This window comes from Streptomyces sp. 2-1, from assembly GCF_048564895.1.
GTDB classification, from domain to species: Bacteria; Actinomycetota; Actinomycetes; order Streptomycetales; family Streptomycetaceae; genus Streptomyces; species Streptomyces phaeochromogenes.
In genome coordinates this window covers 387,523-403,461 of record NZ_CP183383.1, presented here as the reverse complement: position 1 = coordinate 403,461, position 15,939 = coordinate 387,523, and the positions used below count along the sequence as shown (strand labels likewise).

Annotated in this window: 15 protein-coding genes and 7 pseudogenes; 13 read left to right on the top strand and 9 right to left on the bottom strand. The window is 68.5% G+C overall.

Features of this window, described 5'->3' with window-relative positions; all coding sequences use genetic code 11:
• Positions 1–67 precede the first annotated feature (67 nt).
• Positions 68–430 (top strand): annotated as a pseudogene (locus tag ACN20J_RS02020) (ABC transporter ATP-binding protein); the annotation flags it as partial.
• 211 nt (positions 431–641) lie between these two features.
• Here the strand turns inward: ACN20J_RS02020 and ACN20J_RS02015 are convergent.
• Positions 642–824 (bottom strand): annotated as a pseudogene (locus ACN20J_RS02015) (ISL3 family transposase); the annotation flags it as partial.
• On the opposite strand from ACN20J_RS02015, the pseudogene ACN20J_RS02010 reads away from it, so the two are divergent.
• Positions 805–1,168 (top strand): annotated as a pseudogene (locus ACN20J_RS02010) (IS481 family transposase); the annotation flags it as partial. The pseudogenes ACN20J_RS02015 and ACN20J_RS02010 overlap by 20 nt on opposite strands.
• A 385-nt stretch (positions 1,169–1,553) precedes the next feature.
• The gene (locus tag ACN20J_RS02005) at positions 1,554–2,177 is read left to right on the top strand and encodes a hypothetical protein (protein ID WP_419664990.1); all 624 of its coding nucleotides are present in this window, start codon (positions 1,554–1,556) and stop codon (positions 2,175–2,177) included.
• Between the two features lie 745 nt (positions 2,178–2,922).
• Here ACN20J_RS02005 and ACN20J_RS02000 read toward each other — a convergent pair.
• The 3 genes from ACN20J_RS02000 to ACN20J_RS01990 form a co-directional block, all read right to left on the bottom strand.
• The gene (locus tag ACN20J_RS02000) at positions 2,923–3,105 is read right to left on the bottom strand and encodes a hypothetical protein (RefSeq protein ID WP_419664989.1); all 183 of its coding nucleotides are present in this window, start codon (positions 3,103–3,105) and stop codon (positions 2,923–2,925) included.
• Positions 3,106–3,395: 290 nt separating this feature from the next.
• Positions 3,396–4,289 carry an RNA polymerase sigma-70 factor gene (locus tag ACN20J_RS01995; RefSeq protein ID WP_362302783.1) on the bottom strand — a complete coding sequence of 298 codons (894 nt, stop codon included), beginning with the start codon at positions 4,287–4,289 and terminating at the stop codon, positions 3,396–3,398.
• 72 nt (positions 4,290–4,361) lie between these two features.
• Positions 4,362–5,540 carry an NAD(P)/FAD-dependent oxidoreductase gene (locus tag ACN20J_RS01990; protein ID WP_419664988.1) on the bottom strand — a complete coding sequence of 393 codons (1,179 nt, stop codon included), beginning with the start codon at positions 5,538–5,540 and terminating at the stop codon, positions 4,362–4,364.
• Positions 5,541–6,024: 484 nt separating this feature from the next.
• On the opposite strand from ACN20J_RS01990, the gene ACN20J_RS01985 reads away from it, so the two are divergent.
• On the top strand, positions 6,025–6,423 hold the full coding sequence (locus tag ACN20J_RS01985) for a hypothetical protein (RefSeq protein WP_419664987.1): 399 nt from the start codon (positions 6,025–6,027) through the stop codon (positions 6,421–6,423).
• A complete protein-coding gene (locus tag ACN20J_RS01980) occupies positions 6,420–6,611 on the top strand; it encodes a helix-turn-helix transcriptional regulator (RefSeq protein ID WP_189845163.1) in 192 nt (63 codons plus the stop codon). The genes ACN20J_RS01985 and ACN20J_RS01980 overlap by 4 nt, the downstream gene beginning before the upstream one ends.
• A gap of 286 nt (positions 6,612–6,897) precedes the next feature.
• Here ACN20J_RS01980 and ACN20J_RS01975 read toward each other — a convergent pair whose 3' ends face one another.
• Positions 6,898–8,016: a fatty acid desaturase family protein gene (locus ACN20J_RS01975; RefSeq protein ID WP_419664986.1), complete on the bottom strand. Its 1,119-nt coding sequence runs from the start codon at positions 8,014–8,016 to the stop codon at positions 6,898–6,900.
• Between the two features lie 7 nt (positions 8,017–8,023).
• Positions 8,024–9,082 carry a ferredoxin reductase gene (locus ACN20J_RS01970; protein WP_419664985.1) on the bottom strand — a complete coding sequence of 353 codons (1,059 nt, stop codon included), beginning with the start codon at positions 9,080–9,082 and terminating at the stop codon, positions 8,024–8,026.
• Positions 9,083–9,169: 87 nt separating this feature from the next.
• Here ACN20J_RS01970 and ACN20J_RS01965 point away from each other — a divergent pair, with 87 nt between their 5' ends.
• From ACN20J_RS01965 to ACN20J_RS01935, 7 genes and pseudogenes are all read left to right on the top strand, one after another.
• Entirely contained in the window at positions 9,170–10,309 is a 1,140-nt protein-coding gene (locus ACN20J_RS01965; protein WP_189845160.1) for a PucR family transcriptional regulator, read from the top strand.
• A gap of 411 nt (positions 10,310–10,720) precedes the next feature.
• A complete protein-coding gene (locus tag ACN20J_RS01960; RefSeq protein WP_419664984.1) occupies positions 10,721–11,059 on the top strand; it encodes a thioredoxin family protein in 339 nt (112 codons plus the stop codon).
• 184 nt (positions 11,060–11,243) lie between these two features.
• Complete coding sequence (locus ACN20J_RS01955; protein ID WP_419664983.1) at positions 11,244–11,402, top strand: hypothetical protein; 159 nt, start codon at positions 11,244–11,246, stop codon at positions 11,400–11,402.
• Positions 11,403–11,812: 410 nt separating this feature from the next.
• Positions 11,813–11,986: a hypothetical protein gene (locus tag ACN20J_RS01950; RefSeq protein ID WP_419664982.1), complete on the top strand. Its 174-nt coding sequence runs from the start codon at positions 11,813–11,815 to the stop codon at positions 11,984–11,986.
• An 899-nt stretch (positions 11,987–12,885) separates the two neighbouring features.
• Complete coding sequence (locus ACN20J_RS01945; protein ID WP_419664981.1) at positions 12,886–13,377, top strand: hypothetical protein; 492 nt, start codon at positions 12,886–12,888, stop codon at positions 13,375–13,377.
• A gap of 91 nt (positions 13,378–13,468) precedes the next feature.
• Positions 13,469–14,246 (top strand): annotated as a pseudogene (locus tag ACN20J_RS01940) (IS5 family transposase); the annotation flags it as partial.
• A gap of 22 nt (positions 14,247–14,268) precedes the next feature.
• A pseudogene (locus ACN20J_RS01935) lies at positions 14,269–14,460 on the top strand (hypothetical protein); the annotation flags it as partial.
• Positions 14,461–14,531: 71 nt separating this feature from the next.
• Here the strand turns inward: ACN20J_RS01935 and ACN20J_RS01930 are convergent.
• Positions 14,532–14,837 (bottom strand): annotated as a pseudogene (locus tag ACN20J_RS01930) (transposase); the annotation flags it as partial.
• Between ACN20J_RS01930 and ACN20J_RS01925 the strand changes: the two are divergent.
• Positions 14,789–15,144: pseudogene (locus tag ACN20J_RS01925) on the top strand (transposase); the annotation flags it as partial. The pseudogenes ACN20J_RS01930 and ACN20J_RS01925 overlap by 49 nt on opposite strands.
• Positions 15,145–15,194: 50 nt before the next feature.
• Here ACN20J_RS01925 and ACN20J_RS01920 read toward each other — a convergent pair.
• Together ACN20J_RS01920 and ACN20J_RS01915 are read right to left on the bottom strand one after the other, a co-directional pair.
• The gene (locus ACN20J_RS01920; protein ID WP_189845152.1) at positions 15,195–15,416 is read right to left on the bottom strand and encodes a helix-turn-helix domain-containing protein; all 222 of its coding nucleotides are present in this window, start codon (positions 15,414–15,416) and stop codon (positions 15,195–15,197) included.
• Positions 15,416–15,907 carry a DUF2975 domain-containing protein gene (locus ACN20J_RS01915; protein ID WP_419664980.1) on the bottom strand — a complete coding sequence of 164 codons (492 nt, stop codon included), beginning with the start codon at positions 15,905–15,907 and terminating at the stop codon, positions 15,416–15,418. The genes ACN20J_RS01920 and ACN20J_RS01915 overlap by 1 nt, the downstream gene beginning before the upstream one ends.
• Between the last annotated feature and the right edge of the window lie 32 nt (positions 15,908–15,939).

The following is a 15,939-nucleotide window of genomic DNA, read 5'->3' as shown; positions in this document are numbered from 1 at the left end:
GCAACGGCGACACGGACAGTGCCCGTGCGACGCCGAGGAGGTTGTCGGCCATGTTGCGACCGGTGCGGGGTTGGACACTCTGCGGGGTGTCGGCGGACACCCGCTCACCGACGCACAGGCGCAGCAACTCGCCCTCGCCCCCCTGCTGCTCGCCGACGCCGATCTGGTGATCCTCGACGAAGCGACCGCCGAGGCCGGCTCCGCCTACGCCGGACAGCTCGACCGCGCTGCTGATGCTGTCCTCGCCGGGCGCACCGCAGTCGTGGTCGCGCACCGTCTCTCCCAAGCAGCAACCTGCGACCGGATCATGGTGATGGAGCGCGGTCGGATCATCGAGACCGGCACCCACGGAGAGCTGGTTGATGCCGGTGGTGTGTACGCCGGATTGTGGACGGCCTGGGAGGCCGCGCCCTGGGAGGCCGCGCAGTGACAACTGCATGACCAGGCCAGGATTCGCCGCAGTCCGCGCAGTTTGTCGTCCCGGGTGAGCCGGTCGGGGTGGCGGGTCAGCCAGGCGGTGACCTGACGGACGGCCAGCCGAGGCGCTCGGTCGGGGCCGGGGCGGCGCTGCTGCAGGTAGTCGCGGACGGGGTCTGTCCAGTGAAGGGTCCCGTCTCATTCTCGGTGGTCGACAGTGTTGGGGCGAGTTGCAACCGGCGGGCGCATTCGAGCAGGCCCACCCCCTTCTCGAGCAGGCCGTGCACCTGGTGCCAGCGTTCCAAGGTGGATTGGGCGCGGCGCCCGTCGTGGATCGGCGCGTCCAGCACTGCGGACCAGCAGGTGCTGTGTGCCTTCACCTCGCTGAGGGCGGCTTTACACAAGTGGATCCGGCGCCGGCGACCCGAGGGCGAGAGCAGACTCCTCGACTGCTCCAGCCGCCCGCGCACGACACCACACGGCACCACTGCCGCAACCGGGAGCCCGCGTCTGCCGGCTGAGGCACACCCGCACAATCGGACCCGCACGCCTGGACCCGATCCTTGGCCCGCCCGCCCGCCCGCCCGCCTCGACCGTGCACCGCATCCTCACCCGGCACGGCCTGAGCCGATTCGGCGGCTTCCTGGACGGCCCCACCGGACAAACCATCCGCCGCTACGAACGTGACCGGCCCGGTGAACTGATCCACGTCGACGTCAAGAAACTCGGCCGCATCCCCGACGGCGGCGGCCTGTCGTCCGGGAGCAGCGTCGAGGTGTTCATGCTCGGACGGCGGGCGAGTGAGCCATGGCTCCGGGTCGTGCGCTCCTTTCGGCCCCCGCGGCAGCGCCGCGAACTCGGTCACTTCGCCGGTGGTTTCGCCGTCGTCGTATGCCGACTCAGGCCTTTTTCGTCCTCGTACGACCTCACCGTGCCCGGGACGGTATCCCAGGCACCCCATGTATCTGCAGGTCAGATGGGCTGGGATGGTTCCATCGTGTCTGATCGGCCGTGAGTTGTTGCGCTCGGCCGCTGTGACGGCTGATGCTCTTGGTGTCGCACCGACCAGGCCCGGGCTGACCAGCCGGCCTCGCCGCGGCATCCACGTCCACGCACTCATTCACGGGGGAACCCTCATGTCCATGCGCATCCGAACGAGCGCTCTGACCGCACTCACCGTCGCCGCCCTCGCGGCGGGCACGGTCCTCACGGCACCGGCCGCAGGCGCCTCGCCCAAGGCCGCCGTGCCCAAGCTCCTCTCGGCGTCCCAGCTGCCGCCGCACCCGACGTCGTCCTGGACCGCCGGGCCGGTCACCGAGGGGTTCCCGGAGGCACTCGGCGTCTGCGTGAGCACGGAGGGCGTGCTCGACTACGACTACCGGCACCGGGAGTTCCGGACCGACCTGGACACCAGCGCCGTGCAGTTGACCGTCGTGACGGGCACGGCCGCCCTGGCCAAGGCCCTGGCGAAGCACTACGACGACCTGATCCGCACCTGCGCCGACCGCATCGAGGCCTCCTCGCCCGACGTCGAGGCCGAGAGCCGGGACTACGGCAAGCTGCCGGTAGAGGAGGGCGCCCGCGTCCGCGGCCTGCACACCGAGACATCCCAGGGCGCCAACGACATCGCCCTGTTGTCGGTCGGGCGGGACGGCAGGACCGTCACCGTCGTTCAGTGGGGGCAGATGGGCGACTTCAAGAATGCGCCCGTGACCGCCTTCAAGAAGACCACGACCACGGCCGTCAACAAGCTGTACTGACCGGGCGGCCCCGGGAAAGGGCCGGGGCCGTTTTTTTCGCCACGGAGGTCGGAAGGACGGCCCCGTACCGGGCAGGCCCCGGGGCGGGGGCCGTCGTGCCCTGCAACGACGCTCACGGTCAACAGATACGCAGTTGAGGTGGTGGGCCTGCGCCGGTCTTCACCAACCGGTCCGGGCCCATGCGAACCTGTCCGGCTTCCCAGCGCGGGATCTCCCGGAGCCTGACGGCGCGGTGTCACGCTTGTGGGTGATGACAACCGACCAGGTCGGCGGGACACCCGGCAGAGCCAGTGGAGACCGGCCGTGTGAGCGCGGCCGGTCTCGCGCCGTCAGGCGACCATTGCCCAGACTGACTCGCACTCGCCAACTCGCGACATAGGGGTGGCTCAGTCAGTGTGGGGTGAAGGTGTCGACGGTCAGGGTGCTGTCGTCGTTCATGCGGACTCGGTGGGCGAGTTGGGCGAGGACCTGCTCGGGCTCAAGGCCGGTGCGGGCGGCCATCGCGCGTAGTCGTCGGCTGGTGTCGGCGGGCAGCCACCCCCGCGCCGTTCAGCTCATCGCGCGTCCTGCTGCTCCTTCTGCCCTTCGGCACGACGGGCGAGGGCGCTCTCCAGCTGCGCGTCGCGCTCCTGAGCCCACGTGCTGCCCTGGACGTCCCGTTCCGGGGAGTAGAGGGGGAATAGACCGGTCAGTCCTGACCGTCCATCAGGGCGGTGATGCGGCGCCATTCGGTATGGTGCGCCACTCACCGTTCGGCGAGGTTCTGCGGGTCGCCGTCGTACGGGCCGCGGTTGGCGGCGGGGGAGTCCAGCTGCTGTCTGGTTTCCCGCTCACGCCGTTCCGCTTCCGCGACCTTTTCCGCGACCTGCGCCACGCTCAGCCCCTCGCCCTGCTGCAGGACCGTAGCCCGGGCTGATGAAACACCCAAGCGAGCTATGTACAGCCGAGCCTCGTTCGAACTCCTCCGCACCCGGATCCTCACCCAGCCATGAACTTCACGGAGCCGTGGACAGAGTCCTGAAAACGGCCGGCGATGCTCTGCACTGCCCAGGCCGTTTGCCTTTGTCCACTGGGGCCGATTCGCCCGCTGGTGAAGGGGTTCGGGAGGACTCGGCTCCGTCAAGGGCGCCTTCGGCGTCGTGAGCGACGGGCTGCGCTCTCGCTGGACGGTTCGTCCCGGTCCAGGGTCCCGGCGGTAATGCTCCAGGCTCGAACGCTTCAGGGGAGCGCCAAGCTGTTGTCGGGGGTCAGGCCGCTGAGCTTTTCGGGGTTGACCTGGAAGCGCAGGTTCTGGATGCGGCCGTCGACGAGGTCGAACGAGAGGGCGCCGACTGTGTGTCCGCCGAGGGTGGCCAGGACGCCGAGCTCGCCGTTGATGACGGCCGGTTCCATGGTCAGGGCGGCCAGTTCGGGCTTGGCCAGGAAACCCACGATCCAGCGCGCGACGCGGTCGGTGCCGTGGAGGGGGCGGCGGGCGGCGGTGACCTTGCCGCCGCCGTCGGACCAGGCGGTGACATCGGGGGCGAGCAGCTCCATGACGGCGTTCAGGTCGCCGCCCGAGCAGGCCGCCAGGAACTGGGCGGTGACCTGGCGGCGCCGGGTCTGGTCGGCGTCGAAGCGGGGGCGGCGGGCCTGGACGTGTTCCCGTGCGCGGTGGGCGATCTGGCGGACCGTCGGCTCGGGACGTTCGAGGGTCTCGGCGATCTCGGCGTGCGAGTAGCCGAAGACTTCGCGGAGCAGGAAGACGGCGCGTTCGACGGGGCTGAGGGTTTCCAGGACGACGAGCATCGCGGTGGAGACGCTGTCGGCCAGTTCCGACTCCGCTGCGATGTCGGGGGAGGTCAGCAGGGGCTCGGGGAGCCATGGCCCGACGTAGGTCTCGCGGGTCGCCCGTGCGGAGGTGAGGCGGTTCAGTGAGAGGTTGGTGACCGTGCGCACCAGGTAGGCCTTGGGGTGGCGGACCGTGTCGCGGTCCGCGGTGTTCCAACTCAGCCAGGTGTCCTGGAGGACGTCCTCGGCGTCGGTGACGCTGCCCAGCATGCGGTAGGCGGTGGCGAACAGCAGCCTGCGGTGTTCGAGATACGGGTCCTGCTCGTCTCTGGCGTCGACCATCGGCTCATGCTGCCAGCGCCGTAACCAGGGCGGCAAGGCCAGAGATCATGGCGCCGGCAGCCGATGCGCCCGTCATGCCGCGGGCTTGCGGGTGGCGCGGCCTCCCTTGGAGACGATGGTGGTGACGTTCATGCGCTTGCTGAACCGGTAGGTCGTGAGCGGGCTGCCGCTGACCATCTCCTTGTACGCGGCGGCGCTCCGGCCGGTGAGGTGCATGCGGCGGGGGGTGTCGTCGGCCTTGGTGAACTGGATGACGGCATCACGGCGGCCGAGACTGACCGGCTGGTGGAAATAGCCGAAGCGGAACGGCTTGACGGCCTTGCCGCGTACGAGCCGCGCGATGGTGTCGGCGGTGTACTGGGCGGTGGGCAGGCCGCTCTGGCAGGTGCCGTGGATCTGTCCCCAGGCCAGCCGGACGGCGGCGGCGTCGCCGATGGCGTGGATCTCCGGGTGCGAGACCGAACGCAGGGTGGCATCGACCAGGATGAGGCCGCGGTCGTCGGTGGCGATCTGGGCGTCGGCGGCGAGCGGCGCCACCTTGACGCCGGTGGTCCACAGGCAGGCGTCGGAGCGGACGAGCCGGCCGTCGGCCAGTTCGACGGCGTCGGGCAGCACCTTGGTGACGCGGGCGCCGGTCTCAAGAGTGACGCCGAGGCGGTCCAGCGCGCCGTAGAGGTAGGCGCGGGCCTTGGCACCCATCATGGCGCCGGGCTCGTCCAGGCTGATCAGCGTGACGTCCAGGCCGGGGTGGCTCTCGGCGATCTCGGTGGCCGCCTCGACGCCGGTCAGGCCGCCGCCGCAGACGGTGACCGTGCCGCCGGACACGGCGACCTCGGTGAGGCGCGTGGCGAACCGACCGGCGGTCTCCGGTGTGTTGAGGGTGAACGCGTGGGTGTCGGCGCCGGGGACCTTGCCGGTGTCGGTCGAGCTGCCCAGCGCGTAGACGAGCGTGTCGTACCCGAGGGTCTCGGCGCCGTCGACGGCGATCTGCCGGGCCTCGGGGTCGATGGCGGTGGCGGCGCCCTGGACGAACGTGACGCCGGTCCCGGCTAGCAGATCGGGGATCCGATGGTCGGCCAGCTCCTGTCCGGCGGCGATCTGGTGCATCCGCAGCCGCTCGACGAACCGGCCGGAGGGGTTGACCAGGGTGATCTTCACGCGGGTCCGGCGGGTGCGGTGGGCCAGCCGGATGGCGCTGAACAAGCCCGTGTAGCCGGCGCCGAGGACGACGATGCGGTGGCTGGTGTTCATGGCGTCTCCCAAGGTCGGGCACCGACTTCTGTGTCGGTGACGCCCATGGGACAAGCAGCCCGCACCGGACGTGACAGGTCGCCAATGTGAACCACATCACACCAGGTGCGCCGTTGGTGTGCCGCCAAGAACCCGTCGGTTGCCTCGCTGTACCGGGTCGGCCGAGGCAGTGCAGGACGCCGGAGAGTACAGGCTCCGACTGCCGCTCAAGCCGGCGCGCATCCGACGCTCCGACACCCCGCTCACCCCGAGGAAGCCGGACTCCGCGAGCAACTCCAGCGCCAGGTCCTCGACGTCGCAGACTGGCAGGCGTCCAGGCCACTTCCGAGCCCACGCGTGCGCTACATCCTCGACGAATGAACCCAGTGCGCTTCTGATCAGTACGGCCAGCCAGACGGCGCTCGATGTCAAGCACACTTGACATCACGGCGGGGCGCCTCCTAGCGTGTCAAGTACACTTGACATCGCGCCGAAGGGGGCTCCCGTGCAAGCGCGCAACGAGATCAAGGCGAGCGCTCGGCTCGTGCTCTGGACACTCGCCTGGGCGGCGACGGTTGCCCTGGCCAAGTTCGGCCCGCGACTCCTATGGGATCCGCCACAGCAGGTGGCGAGCTGGGCCGCCGTTGCCGTCAATCTCGCCGTCGGCGTCGGCTGGATCGTCGCCTTCACGGGCTTTCTCCGCGCGCTCGATGAGCTGCAACGGAAGATCATGCAGGATGCGCTGGCGGTCACCCTCGGCGTGGGCTGGGTCGTCGGATTCTCCTACGTCGTTGCGGACGCTGCCAGCCTCGTCGCCCGCGATGTCGATATCGCCGTCCTCCCCGCGCTCATGGGAGTCGTCTTTATGATCGCCTTCGCCGTCGGCAAGATCCGATACCGATGAAGAACCGCATCACGGACCTTCGCTCCGAACGGGGTTGGACGCAGGCCGACCTGGCTCAGCATGCCGGCGTGTCCAGGCAGACGATCAACGCCATCGAAACAGGGAGGTTCGACCCAAGCCTTCCCCTCGCCTTCCGTCTCGCCAAGCTCTTCGACCTGAGGATCGAAGAGCTCTTCCTCGACGAATGAACCCAAAGCGTTTCGGATCAATAGGACGTCGGGGGCCACCCGGAAACTGGCGGACTTGCGTTCGCGGATGGTGAGGGCCTGCTGGGTGAGTCGGCGCACTGCAGCACCTCGCGGTGGGCTGTGTGCCGGGCTCTTGGTACACGTCCAGGCAGCGCAGCCGGACACCGGGCTGCCCGGATCGCGTGTCGTACGGTCTGATGCCGCGGCCGGCCCACGTCCGTAGCGGGTCCCACCGGACCTGGCGGTGCCGCCGGTACGGCCGGGAGATCTGAACCGATACCGGGACTCAGGCCGCGACGAGCTCCTGCTCGCGGTCCGGCGTCTTGACCTTGGGCTCCTTGTTCGGCAGTGAGAGCCGGAAGACCTTGTGCCACGCGGAGAACACCTGCTTGGGAAGCGGCCCGGTGACGTACTCCAGCTCGTACTTCTCGAACAGCGCGCGCACCTTCACCGCGACCTCGGCGTACCGGTTGCTCGGCAGGTCCGGGAACAGGTGGTGCTCGATCTGGTGCGACAGGTTGCCGGTCATGAAGTGCATGGCCTTGCTGCCGCTGATGTTCGCCGAGCCCATCATCTGGCGCAGGTACCACTGGCCGCGCGTCTCGCCCTTGATCGACCGGCGCTCGAAGACCTGCACGCCCTCGGGGAAGTGCCCGCACATGATCACCGAGTGGGTCCAGACGTTGCGGACCAGGTTCGCGGTGAACGTGGCGGCGAGCGTCGGGAGGAACGACGGGCCCGACAGCAGCGGGTGGATCACGTAGTCCTTGAGCACCTGCTTGCGGATCTTGCGGCCCACGGCCTTGGCCCGCGCGCGGAACTCCGGGTTCTTGCGGCGGCGCTTGTGCAGGTTCTTGCCGAGTTCCAGGTCGTACGCGGCGATGCCGTACTCGAAGAAGCAGGCGTTGAGGAAGTTCCACAGCGGCTGGCCGAGGTGGAACGGGTGCCACCTCTGGTCCTCGTCGACGCGCATGATGCCGTAGCCGAGGTCGTTGTCCTTGCCGATCACGTTCGTGTACGTGTGGTGCAGCTCGTTGTGCGAGTGCTTCCACTGCTCGGACGGCGAGACGTGGTCCCACTCCCAGGTGGTGGAGTGGATCTTCGGGTCCCGCATCCAGTCCCACTGGCCGTGCAGGATGTTGTGGCCGATCTCCATGTTGTCCATGATCTTCGCCACGGACAGCCCGGCGGTGCCGATCAGCCATGCGGGCGGGAAGATCGAGAACAGCAGCACGCCCCTGCTGACCAGCTCGAGCTTGCGCTGCGCCGAGATGACCTTCCGGATGTAGGCAGCGTCCTTCTCGCCGCGGTCGGCGATCACCTCGTCGCGGATCGCGTCCAGCTCGCGGCCGAGCTCCTCGATCTGCTCCGCGGTCAGGTGGGCGGTGGGGTCGATGGCGGTCAAGGTGCTCCTACCGTTCGATGTCGCAGGGGCCCGCCGCGGCGGACACGCAGGTCTGGATGAGTACGCCCGGCTCGGCCTCGGTGATCTCGCCGGTGCGCAGGTCGCGGACGGCGCCCGCCTTGAGCGGTGTGACGCAGCCGAAGCAGATGCCCATGCGGCACCCGGAGGGCATGAGCACGCCGGCCTCCTCGCCGACGTCCAGCAACGGCGTGGCGGCGTCCGCGTCGACGGTCTTGCCGGTGGTGCTGAACGTGACCTCGCCGCCACCGTCGCCGGCGACCACGATGCTGGGGCGGAAGCGTTCGGTGTGCAGGCGCTCTTGGACGCCGTGCTCGGTCCAGTGCTCCTCGGCGGCGTCGAGCAGACCCGCGGGCCCACACGCCCAGGTCTCGCGCTCGGCCCAGTCGGGCACGAGTTCGTCGAGACGGGCGATGTCGAGCATGCCGTCCGTGTCGGTGTGCACCTCGGTGAGCCGCAGCTTCTTGTCCGCGACCAGGTCGTGCAGATCGTCGCGGAAGATCACGTCCTGCGGCTGTGGCGCGCAGTGGACCATGACGACGTCGTCGAACTCGGTGTCGCGCAGCATGCCCATCACGGGCGTGATGCCGCTTCCGGCCGTCAGGTAGAGCACCTTGGCGGGCTTGGCCTGCGGCAGCACGAAGTCACCGGTCGCCTGGTCGAGCTGGATCAGCGTGCCCGGTTTCGCCCTGCGGACCAGGTGGTTGCTGACCTTGCCGTCCGGGATCGCCTTCACTGTGATCGTGACGCGGCCGTCCTGGCGGTCCGTCGGCGAGGTGAGCGAGTAGGCACGCCACAGGCGCACCCCGTCGACGTCGACCCCGATTCGCACGTACTGACCGGCTGTGTGGCCGCGCCAGCCCCGTCCCGGCCTGATCACGATGGTCGCGGCGTCACCCGTCTCGGGGTGCACGGCCTCGATGCGCCCACGCAGGTCGGCGCCCGCACGCAGCGGGCTGACCAGGTCGAGGTAGTCCGACGGCAGCAGCGGCGTCGTGACCATCTCCAGCAGTTTCCACGCCCTGCTGCGGAGGGCTGTACTCGTCATGACTCCAGCTTGCTGCGCCTCAAGGGGTAAAGTCCTGACCGCAGGACGTAAATCTGGTCGGCCCAATTGTTCGCAGGGAACAAAAACGTGAGCCATGCAATCAGGAGGGCCAGCGGACTGGCCCTGGATGAGACGACGGTCACCGCACTGCGGGCCGCGCTGAGGACCACCGCCGACGAGGTCGTCGAGGCGATCATCGACGAGGTCCCTCCCTACGCCAACGCCCTTTCGGGCCGCATGGGCGCCACCATCCGCAGAGCCGTCCGCACCGCCCTGGGGCACTACCTGGACCTCGCGAGCGGGAACGCCACGGGCGGCGACGCCGGTGACGCGGCCTACGAGCTGGGCCGCGGCGAGGTCCGGGACGGCCGTTCGATGGACGCGCTGCTCAGCGCCTACCGCGTCGGCGCCCGCGTGGCCTGGCGATGCCTGGCAGCGGGTGCCGTACCCGCAGGTCTGCCCGCCGCCGAGGTCGCCAAGTTCGCCGAGCTGACCTTCGCCTACATCGACGAGCTCTCCGCCGCGAGCGCCGCGGGCCACGCCGACGAACTGGCGGCCCGGGGCAGGGACCACGAGCGCCACCTGGAACACCTGGCCCGCGATCTCCTCGCCGGCGCGAGCCCGGACGTGCTGCTGGCCTCTGCTCAACGGGCCGGGTGGCAGCCTCCGGTTTCACTGACCGCGGTCCTGCTGCCCGCCGCCCAGGCCCGGCCCGCCTACCGCGCGCTCGACCAGGGCACCCTCGTCCTCGACGATCTGCCGGACGCCTTCGGCGTGCTGCTCGTCCCCGATGCCGACCGATCACATCTCCTGCGGCAGCTGACCGACCGCACCGCCGTGGTCGGCCCGGCCCGGCCATGGACTCGTGCGTCCGCCTCGTACGCACGAGCCGTACGCGCGCGTTCCCTCTCCTCTGACATCCGCGACACCGAGGACCACCTGCCCGAGCTGGTGCTGAGCGCCGACGTGGACGCGTTCGCAGACCTGCGTGCCCGAGCCCTCGCACCGTTGCGGACCTTGCCTGACGCGACCGCACGGCGGCTGGAGGAGACGTTGCGGGCGTGGCTGCTGCACCAGGGCAGGCGGGAGGAGGTGGCGGCGGCGTTGTTCGTCCATCCCCAGACGGTCCGGTACCGGATGTCGCAGCTGCGGGAGCTGTTTCCTGATCTCGCATCGCCACAGCGGGTCCTTGAACTGACGCTGGCGGTCGGTCTTCGGGGCAGCTGACCCGTACGTCGACCGTCCACGACCGCGTCCGCGAGCGGTCCAGGAATCGTGCCTCGTTCTCGGCGCCATCAGCCGGCTCATGCGGCCCGGGGAAGAGCGGCATGAGCCGGCTGAGACCGAAGGTGGATGCGAAGACCGGACAGGTCTCGGGAAGCCGCCGCCGGGGGCGCTGTCCTGGCGGGAGCTGACCCACGGGCGCGCGGCGGGCTGCAGCCGGGTGACCGGCGGGGCGGCCAGGCCGGGTCACCAGGGGCGGGGGCCGGGCCGCTAGCGCCGGGGACCACCGTGGTTCTGCAACGGCCCCGTGCCCCCCCTGCCGACAGGCCAGCCGGACGACCGACCGGGCCGGCCCGGCACACCGTGCAAGGGATGATGGGGAGGGAATGACGGAACGCGAGGTCAGGAGCTTCCATGGCGAAGCGGGTTCACCAACCCCGTGAGGACGCGGAGTTCGATTTCATCCTCAGGATGAGCGGAGATCCGGTCCTCGCCTACTTCACCGGGACATGGCCCAAGGCAATCGAGCCCTGCCGGGAGATGGACCTCGTCGTGGGTGCCATCGTCGACGACTACACCGGCCGCCTGACGGCCGTCCGCACCGACATCACGCGCTGTCCGGCCGCAACCGAGCGGTACGGGATCACCGGAGCCCCCTCCTACGTCCTGCTGAAGGACGGAGAGACGGTGGCGCACGGCACGGGGCCTGTGACCATCGCCGAGGTACGCGAGTTCCTGGACGGCCACCTCTGACGGCCGCTGCGGCACGTGCCCGCGACGCCTGTCACGTCTCATCCAGACGGGGGCAGGCGTCGCGGGCACCGGTGCGGGAGGTCGTTCAGTGCACCGCTGTCCTCCAGGAGGCCGGCCAGGCCCCGCCGGCGCCTCACCCGGCACGGCGGCTGAGGGGCCGGCCCTACACCTGCCCGAGGATGCGATGGAGTGGGTGGAGGCACGGGCGGCCCTGCGCCGCGCGGTGACCCAGCCGCGGATCTACCCCTTCCGTGAACAGATCGCCCGGGCCTGTGAGCGGGCCGCCCCGGCGCTGCGTGCCGGTGTACCCGAACCGACACAGCCGGAGCCTGGTGACTCCTGATACGAGGTTGCTTCCTTGGTGGGACCCGGCCGGAAGGCTCCGCAAGTCTGGCCGGCGCCGGTTGCCGACGGCGGTCGGGTGGCGCTGGCCGGCGGTACGTCGGTGTACGCGATTGGGCAGTGAATCGCCGGGTGCTCGCAGAAGACCCTCAAGGAGGGTGATGAGGAACAGAGACTTGCGGGCTGTGGCCTCAACGCCCTGATAACCGAGTGGGAAGCGCGGTTCGAGCCGATCCTCTACGGCTTCCGTGAGCGACGGCAATGCCATCATGCTCATACGAATCTGTCGCACCCCGCACCCAAGAGGTTCAGATGCTCTACCAGAGCCCTGCTGACTTTTGTGCCGAGTACGCCAAAGCTCACAACCGCGACAAAACCGATGAATTCGGAGGTGGGTCCACACTGGAAAATGTGACCGTCGTCAGCGAGACCTCGGACACGGCACGGGTCGAGGCGCTCTGGTTCACATATGGCCACGACCCGGATTCCGGGTACTACGACGCTTTTAAGCGCACCGCCTTCGTCCTGGTGAAGCGGTACGACGGGTGGCGCCTGCACTCCGAAGAAGATCTCGGCTACGAGTGACAACTGATTAGCGTCTCCGCCCCCCCACTCGCCGCCTGTCCATCCTCTCTCCAGGTTCCTCCCCTTGGAGCTTCTGCCAGCCTCAACGCACCAGCCGCCGAAATTGCCGTGCCCGTGCGTTGGTGCCCGTACCCGGCCTAGCGCAATACGTTTCGGGGCAAGGCCGTACGGCCTTGGGCAGGCGCGTGTCAGACGGTCGACGTGCCACAGTTGGTTGAAACCGGCGTAGCGGGACGGCTTTGAGCGGCCGTTGAACAGCGGTGTCTGCGACGCGGAGGCTCTGCGTGACGGCGTCCGTGACTACGTCGGTGATCGTCTCGGGCCGGCGGTCCACAACATGGCGTGTCAGTGGGACGTACATGGTCCTTGAGCTAGGCGGCATGGTCGGGGCACTGCGGTTGGCCGACCGCTATCACCTGGGAGCCGCCGCTACTGCGACGTCACTGTTGCCTACGATGGCTCCGCTGTTCCTGTCCTGGGTGACGTTCAGGGTGAGTGCTCAGCGGGCAGCCGAACGGCTATTGGTAGAGACCGCCGAGCAGTTGGCGCGAGATGTCCAGAGCCAGTGGGAAGCCGAGACACGGGTACGTCGACTCAATGGCCGCTATCCGCTGCCGTGTCCTGGAAAGCGGCTCCGGAGGATCTGGCCGAGCCGTGGCAGCTGTTGCGGGCAATCGCCGCTGACTGGGTGGAGGGACCGGGAAGCGACCCTGCGGGGTGGGCTGAGAGTCCTGCGGAGCTGGGCGGAGCAGAGGCAGAGATCACTCGTCTGTTCGCCGGCAAGGTGCCTATCCAGCGGCTGTTGGTCCTTGGCCCGCTGGGCTCGGGCAAGACTGTCTTGTTGCTGCGGCTGGAGACTGAATCTGGTTCCCAACTAGCGGGAAACGTAGACTGCTTACATGGAATTGGGGACTCTCGTGGTTGCAGTCGTCGGAGCGGTCTTCGGTGTCGGGACGACTCTCGTCACCGACCTCGTGCGGTCGCGCAGAGAGCAGGATCGGTACTGGAATGAGACGAAGCGCGTTGTATATGCGCGCTTCTTAACGTCTCTGGCGCAGGCGCATAGCCGCATGATAGGCGCTGCATTCCGTGAGCAGTCGGATGATGTCCGGCGGGACGGGGTTCACGATGCCTTCCATAACGACCCTCAACATAGTGACGCAAAATCCCTGTTGCGGGAGTTGGCTATTGCTTCTCCAGATCACGTTTATCAAGCCGCTCTGCCGGTTTATCGACAGCTCCGCGTCATGCGGGAACTCCTCGCCGCGCAGCCTCTTCGACCGGAATCGGCAGAATATGAAGCAGTAAGACAACCGTTCTTCCGGGACTTGGAAACCTTGCAGAGGGTCATGCGAGACGACCTGCAACCGAAAACCTCCCGCCAGCCTTAGAGCTCGTAACAGGATCTTGTTGAACGGTCCTGGTAGGGCGTGACTTGTGTGACGATCGGGCCGTTTGCGGTCTGTGACGACTCGGCCGTGGATCGTGGATGACGACTTGTGGGCGCTAATCGAGCCGCTGTTGCCGCCCTGGCCACAGCGGTCGCCAGGCCCGAAGCCGGTGGACGATCGGCGGTGTCTGCAGGGCATCCTGTTCGTCCTGCATCAGGACATCGCTTGGCAGCTCCTGCCGCTGGAGCTGGGGTTCGGCTCCGGGCAGACCTGCTGGCGGCGCCTGGAGCGGTGGCAGCGGGCCGACGTCTTCGACCGTCTGCACCGCCTGTTGCTCTCCGAATTGATCGCGGCCGGCGAGCTCGACTGGTCACGCGTGTGTGTGGACGGCTCCCACATTCGCGCGAAAAAAGGGGAGCCGCGACCGGTCCGTCGCCGGTCGACCGGCGGAAGACAGGCAGCAAACACCACCTGATCTGCGATGGCCGCGGCACACCGCTGCACGTCATCACCACCGCGGCGAACGTCAACGGCATCACCCAGGCCCTCGCCCTGGTCGACGGCGTCCCATCCATCGCCGGGCGGGTGGGACATCCGCGTCGTCGCCCCGACTCCCTGCTGGGCGACAAGGCATACGACTCGAAAGCCGTGCGCCAGGAGCTACGGCGCCGCAAGATCATGCCGGTCATCTCCGGCAAGGGCATCGCGAACATCAAAGGCATGGGCAAGCTCCGCTACGTCGTCGAGCAGACCTTCGCCCTGCTGCACCAGTTCAAGCGCCTCGCGGTCCGGTGGGAACGACGGCTCGACCTGCACGACGCCCTGGTCTCCCTCGCCTGCGGATGATCTGCTGGAGAAGGCTCAGCCGGCAATGTGCGCGGTCAGCTGCGCGGCGCGGCCGCGCACCCGACCGCCTCCTGGGTGGCACAGGCCGCGAAGAACCTCGTCATGGACCTCGAAGACGCGGGCTGCCGGGCAGAGCTCCTGATTCGGGACAGGGACGGTAGGTTCCCCGCCCTGTTCGATGCCGTCCTTAAGGATGCGGGGATCGAGGTCGTGCTCAGCGGCATCCGGATGCCCCGCGGACGTCACCCCACATCCAACCGCCGCGACCACCAAACCGGCGAACCTATGCGGACACAGCCTTAGAGGTCCTAACAGAGGCGTTGGACGTGGCGGTGAGTGATGAGGCAGGTGGCGAGGCCGAGGAAGGCTTCGTGGCTGTCGTCGCGTCGTTCCCTGCGGATCCGCAGGCGGCGGAAGCCGTGCAGCCAGGCGATCGTGCGCTCGACCACGTAACGGAAGATGCCGAGGCCGGAGCCGTGTTTCTCGCCTCGTTCGGCGATCACCGGGCGGATGCCACGCTGCCACAGCAGGCGCCGGTACTTGTCGTGGTCGTAGCCGCGGTCCGCGGGTCCGCGGCCGGGCCGGCCGCCCCCGCACCCGCCCCGACGCGGTGGCTGGCGACAAGGCGTACTCCTCCCGCGCCAACCGCGCCCACCTGCGCGAACGCGGCATCAAGGCCGTCATCCCGGAGAAGAAGGACCAGGCGGCCAACCAGAAGAGAGGGGACGGCGCGGCGGACGGCCGGTCACCCACGATGAGGACCTGTACAAGGACCGCAACACCGTCGAACGCCTGATCAACAAGCTCAAAGCATGCCGCGGGATCGCCGCCCGGCATGACAAGACGCCGGACACCTACCTCGCCGCCGTCCACCTCCGCGGCACTGTCATCTGGCTTCACAGCCTCCAACCGACACCTTGATCGCGACTCCCCACAGACCCTAGGCCGAACGCGGCTTCGGAAGGGGCACGTCATCCGCCTGCGGCGTCCTCGGCTTCCCAGCGCAGCAGGTCTCCCGGCTGGCATTTGAGCACCTCGCAGAGCGCGGCGAGCGTCGTGAAGCGCACCGCCTTGGCGCGGCCGTTCTTGAGTACCGCCAGGTTGGCGGGTGTGATGCCTACGCGGTCCGCGAGTTCGCCCACGGACATCTTCCGCCTGGCCAGCATCACGTCGATGTCGACGGTGATCGGCATCAGATGACTTCTGCCAGCTCGGCCTGCATCTGCGTCGCTTCGACGTCGCGTGCGACGGCCTGGGCGAGCAGCATCCGCAGTACAAGCACGATGAGCGCGACGCCCAGGATGGCCAGGCCGATCCCGCCCATGATGACGCTGACGCCCGGGTCGTCCCGCTGGCCGGGCGCGTTGATGGCTGTGACTGTGAACCACAGGAGGGCGGCCCCCACGATCGCACCAATCACGCCGTCCACGTGCCGGAAGGCGGAGTGGGAGAACACGGTTCCGCGTCGCACCATTGTCACCAGCCGCCATACGCAGACCAGGACGACCTGGGCCGACACCATCCCCAGGATCGTGATCACGCGCAGCGGTGTCAGTGGGAGCGACCCGTCCTCCGGGTCGTTCCCACTGACCAACGCCCACACCATCCCCGCCTGTACGAACACGGTTCCGGTGAACAGCACCCCGAGTACGGCGCGCAGCGCACGCACTGTCAGCTTTCCCACGACCCATCCTCCCATCGAATGACGATGGGAAT

Coding starts and splice junctions, on each gene's coding strand:
- ACN20J_RS02005 (WP_419664990.1), top strand. CDS start 1,554: ATGTCCATGCGCATCCGAACGAGCGCTCTGACCGCACTCACCGTCGCC.
- ACN20J_RS01995 (WP_362302783.1), bottom strand. CDS start 4,289: ATGGTCGACGCCAGAGACGAGCAGGACCCGTATCTCGAACACCGCAGG.
- ACN20J_RS01990 (WP_419664988.1), bottom strand. CDS start 5,540: ATGAACACCAGCCACCGCATCGTCGTCCTCGGCGCCGGCTACACGGGC.
- ACN20J_RS01980 (WP_189845163.1), top strand. CDS start 6,420: ATGAAGAACCGCATCACGGACCTTCGCTCCGAACGGGGTTGGACGCAG.
- ACN20J_RS01970 (WP_419664985.1), bottom strand. CDS start 9,082: ATGACGAGTACAGCCCTCCGCAGCAGGGCGTGGAAACTGCTGGAGATG.
- ACN20J_RS01960 (WP_419664984.1), top strand. CDS start 10,721: ATGGCGAAGCGGGTTCACCAACCCCGTGAGGACGCGGAGTTCGATTTC.
- ACN20J_RS01955 (WP_419664983.1), top strand. CDS start 11,244: ATGGAGTGGGTGGAGGCACGGGCGGCCCTGCGCCGCGCGGTGACCCAG.
- ACN20J_RS01945 (WP_419664981.1), top strand. CDS start 12,886: ATGGAATTGGGGACTCTCGTGGTTGCAGTCGTCGGAGCGGTCTTCGGT.
- ACN20J_RS01920 (WP_189845152.1), bottom strand. CDS start 15,416: ATGCCGATCACCGTCGACATCGACGTGATGCTGGCCAGGCGGAAGATG.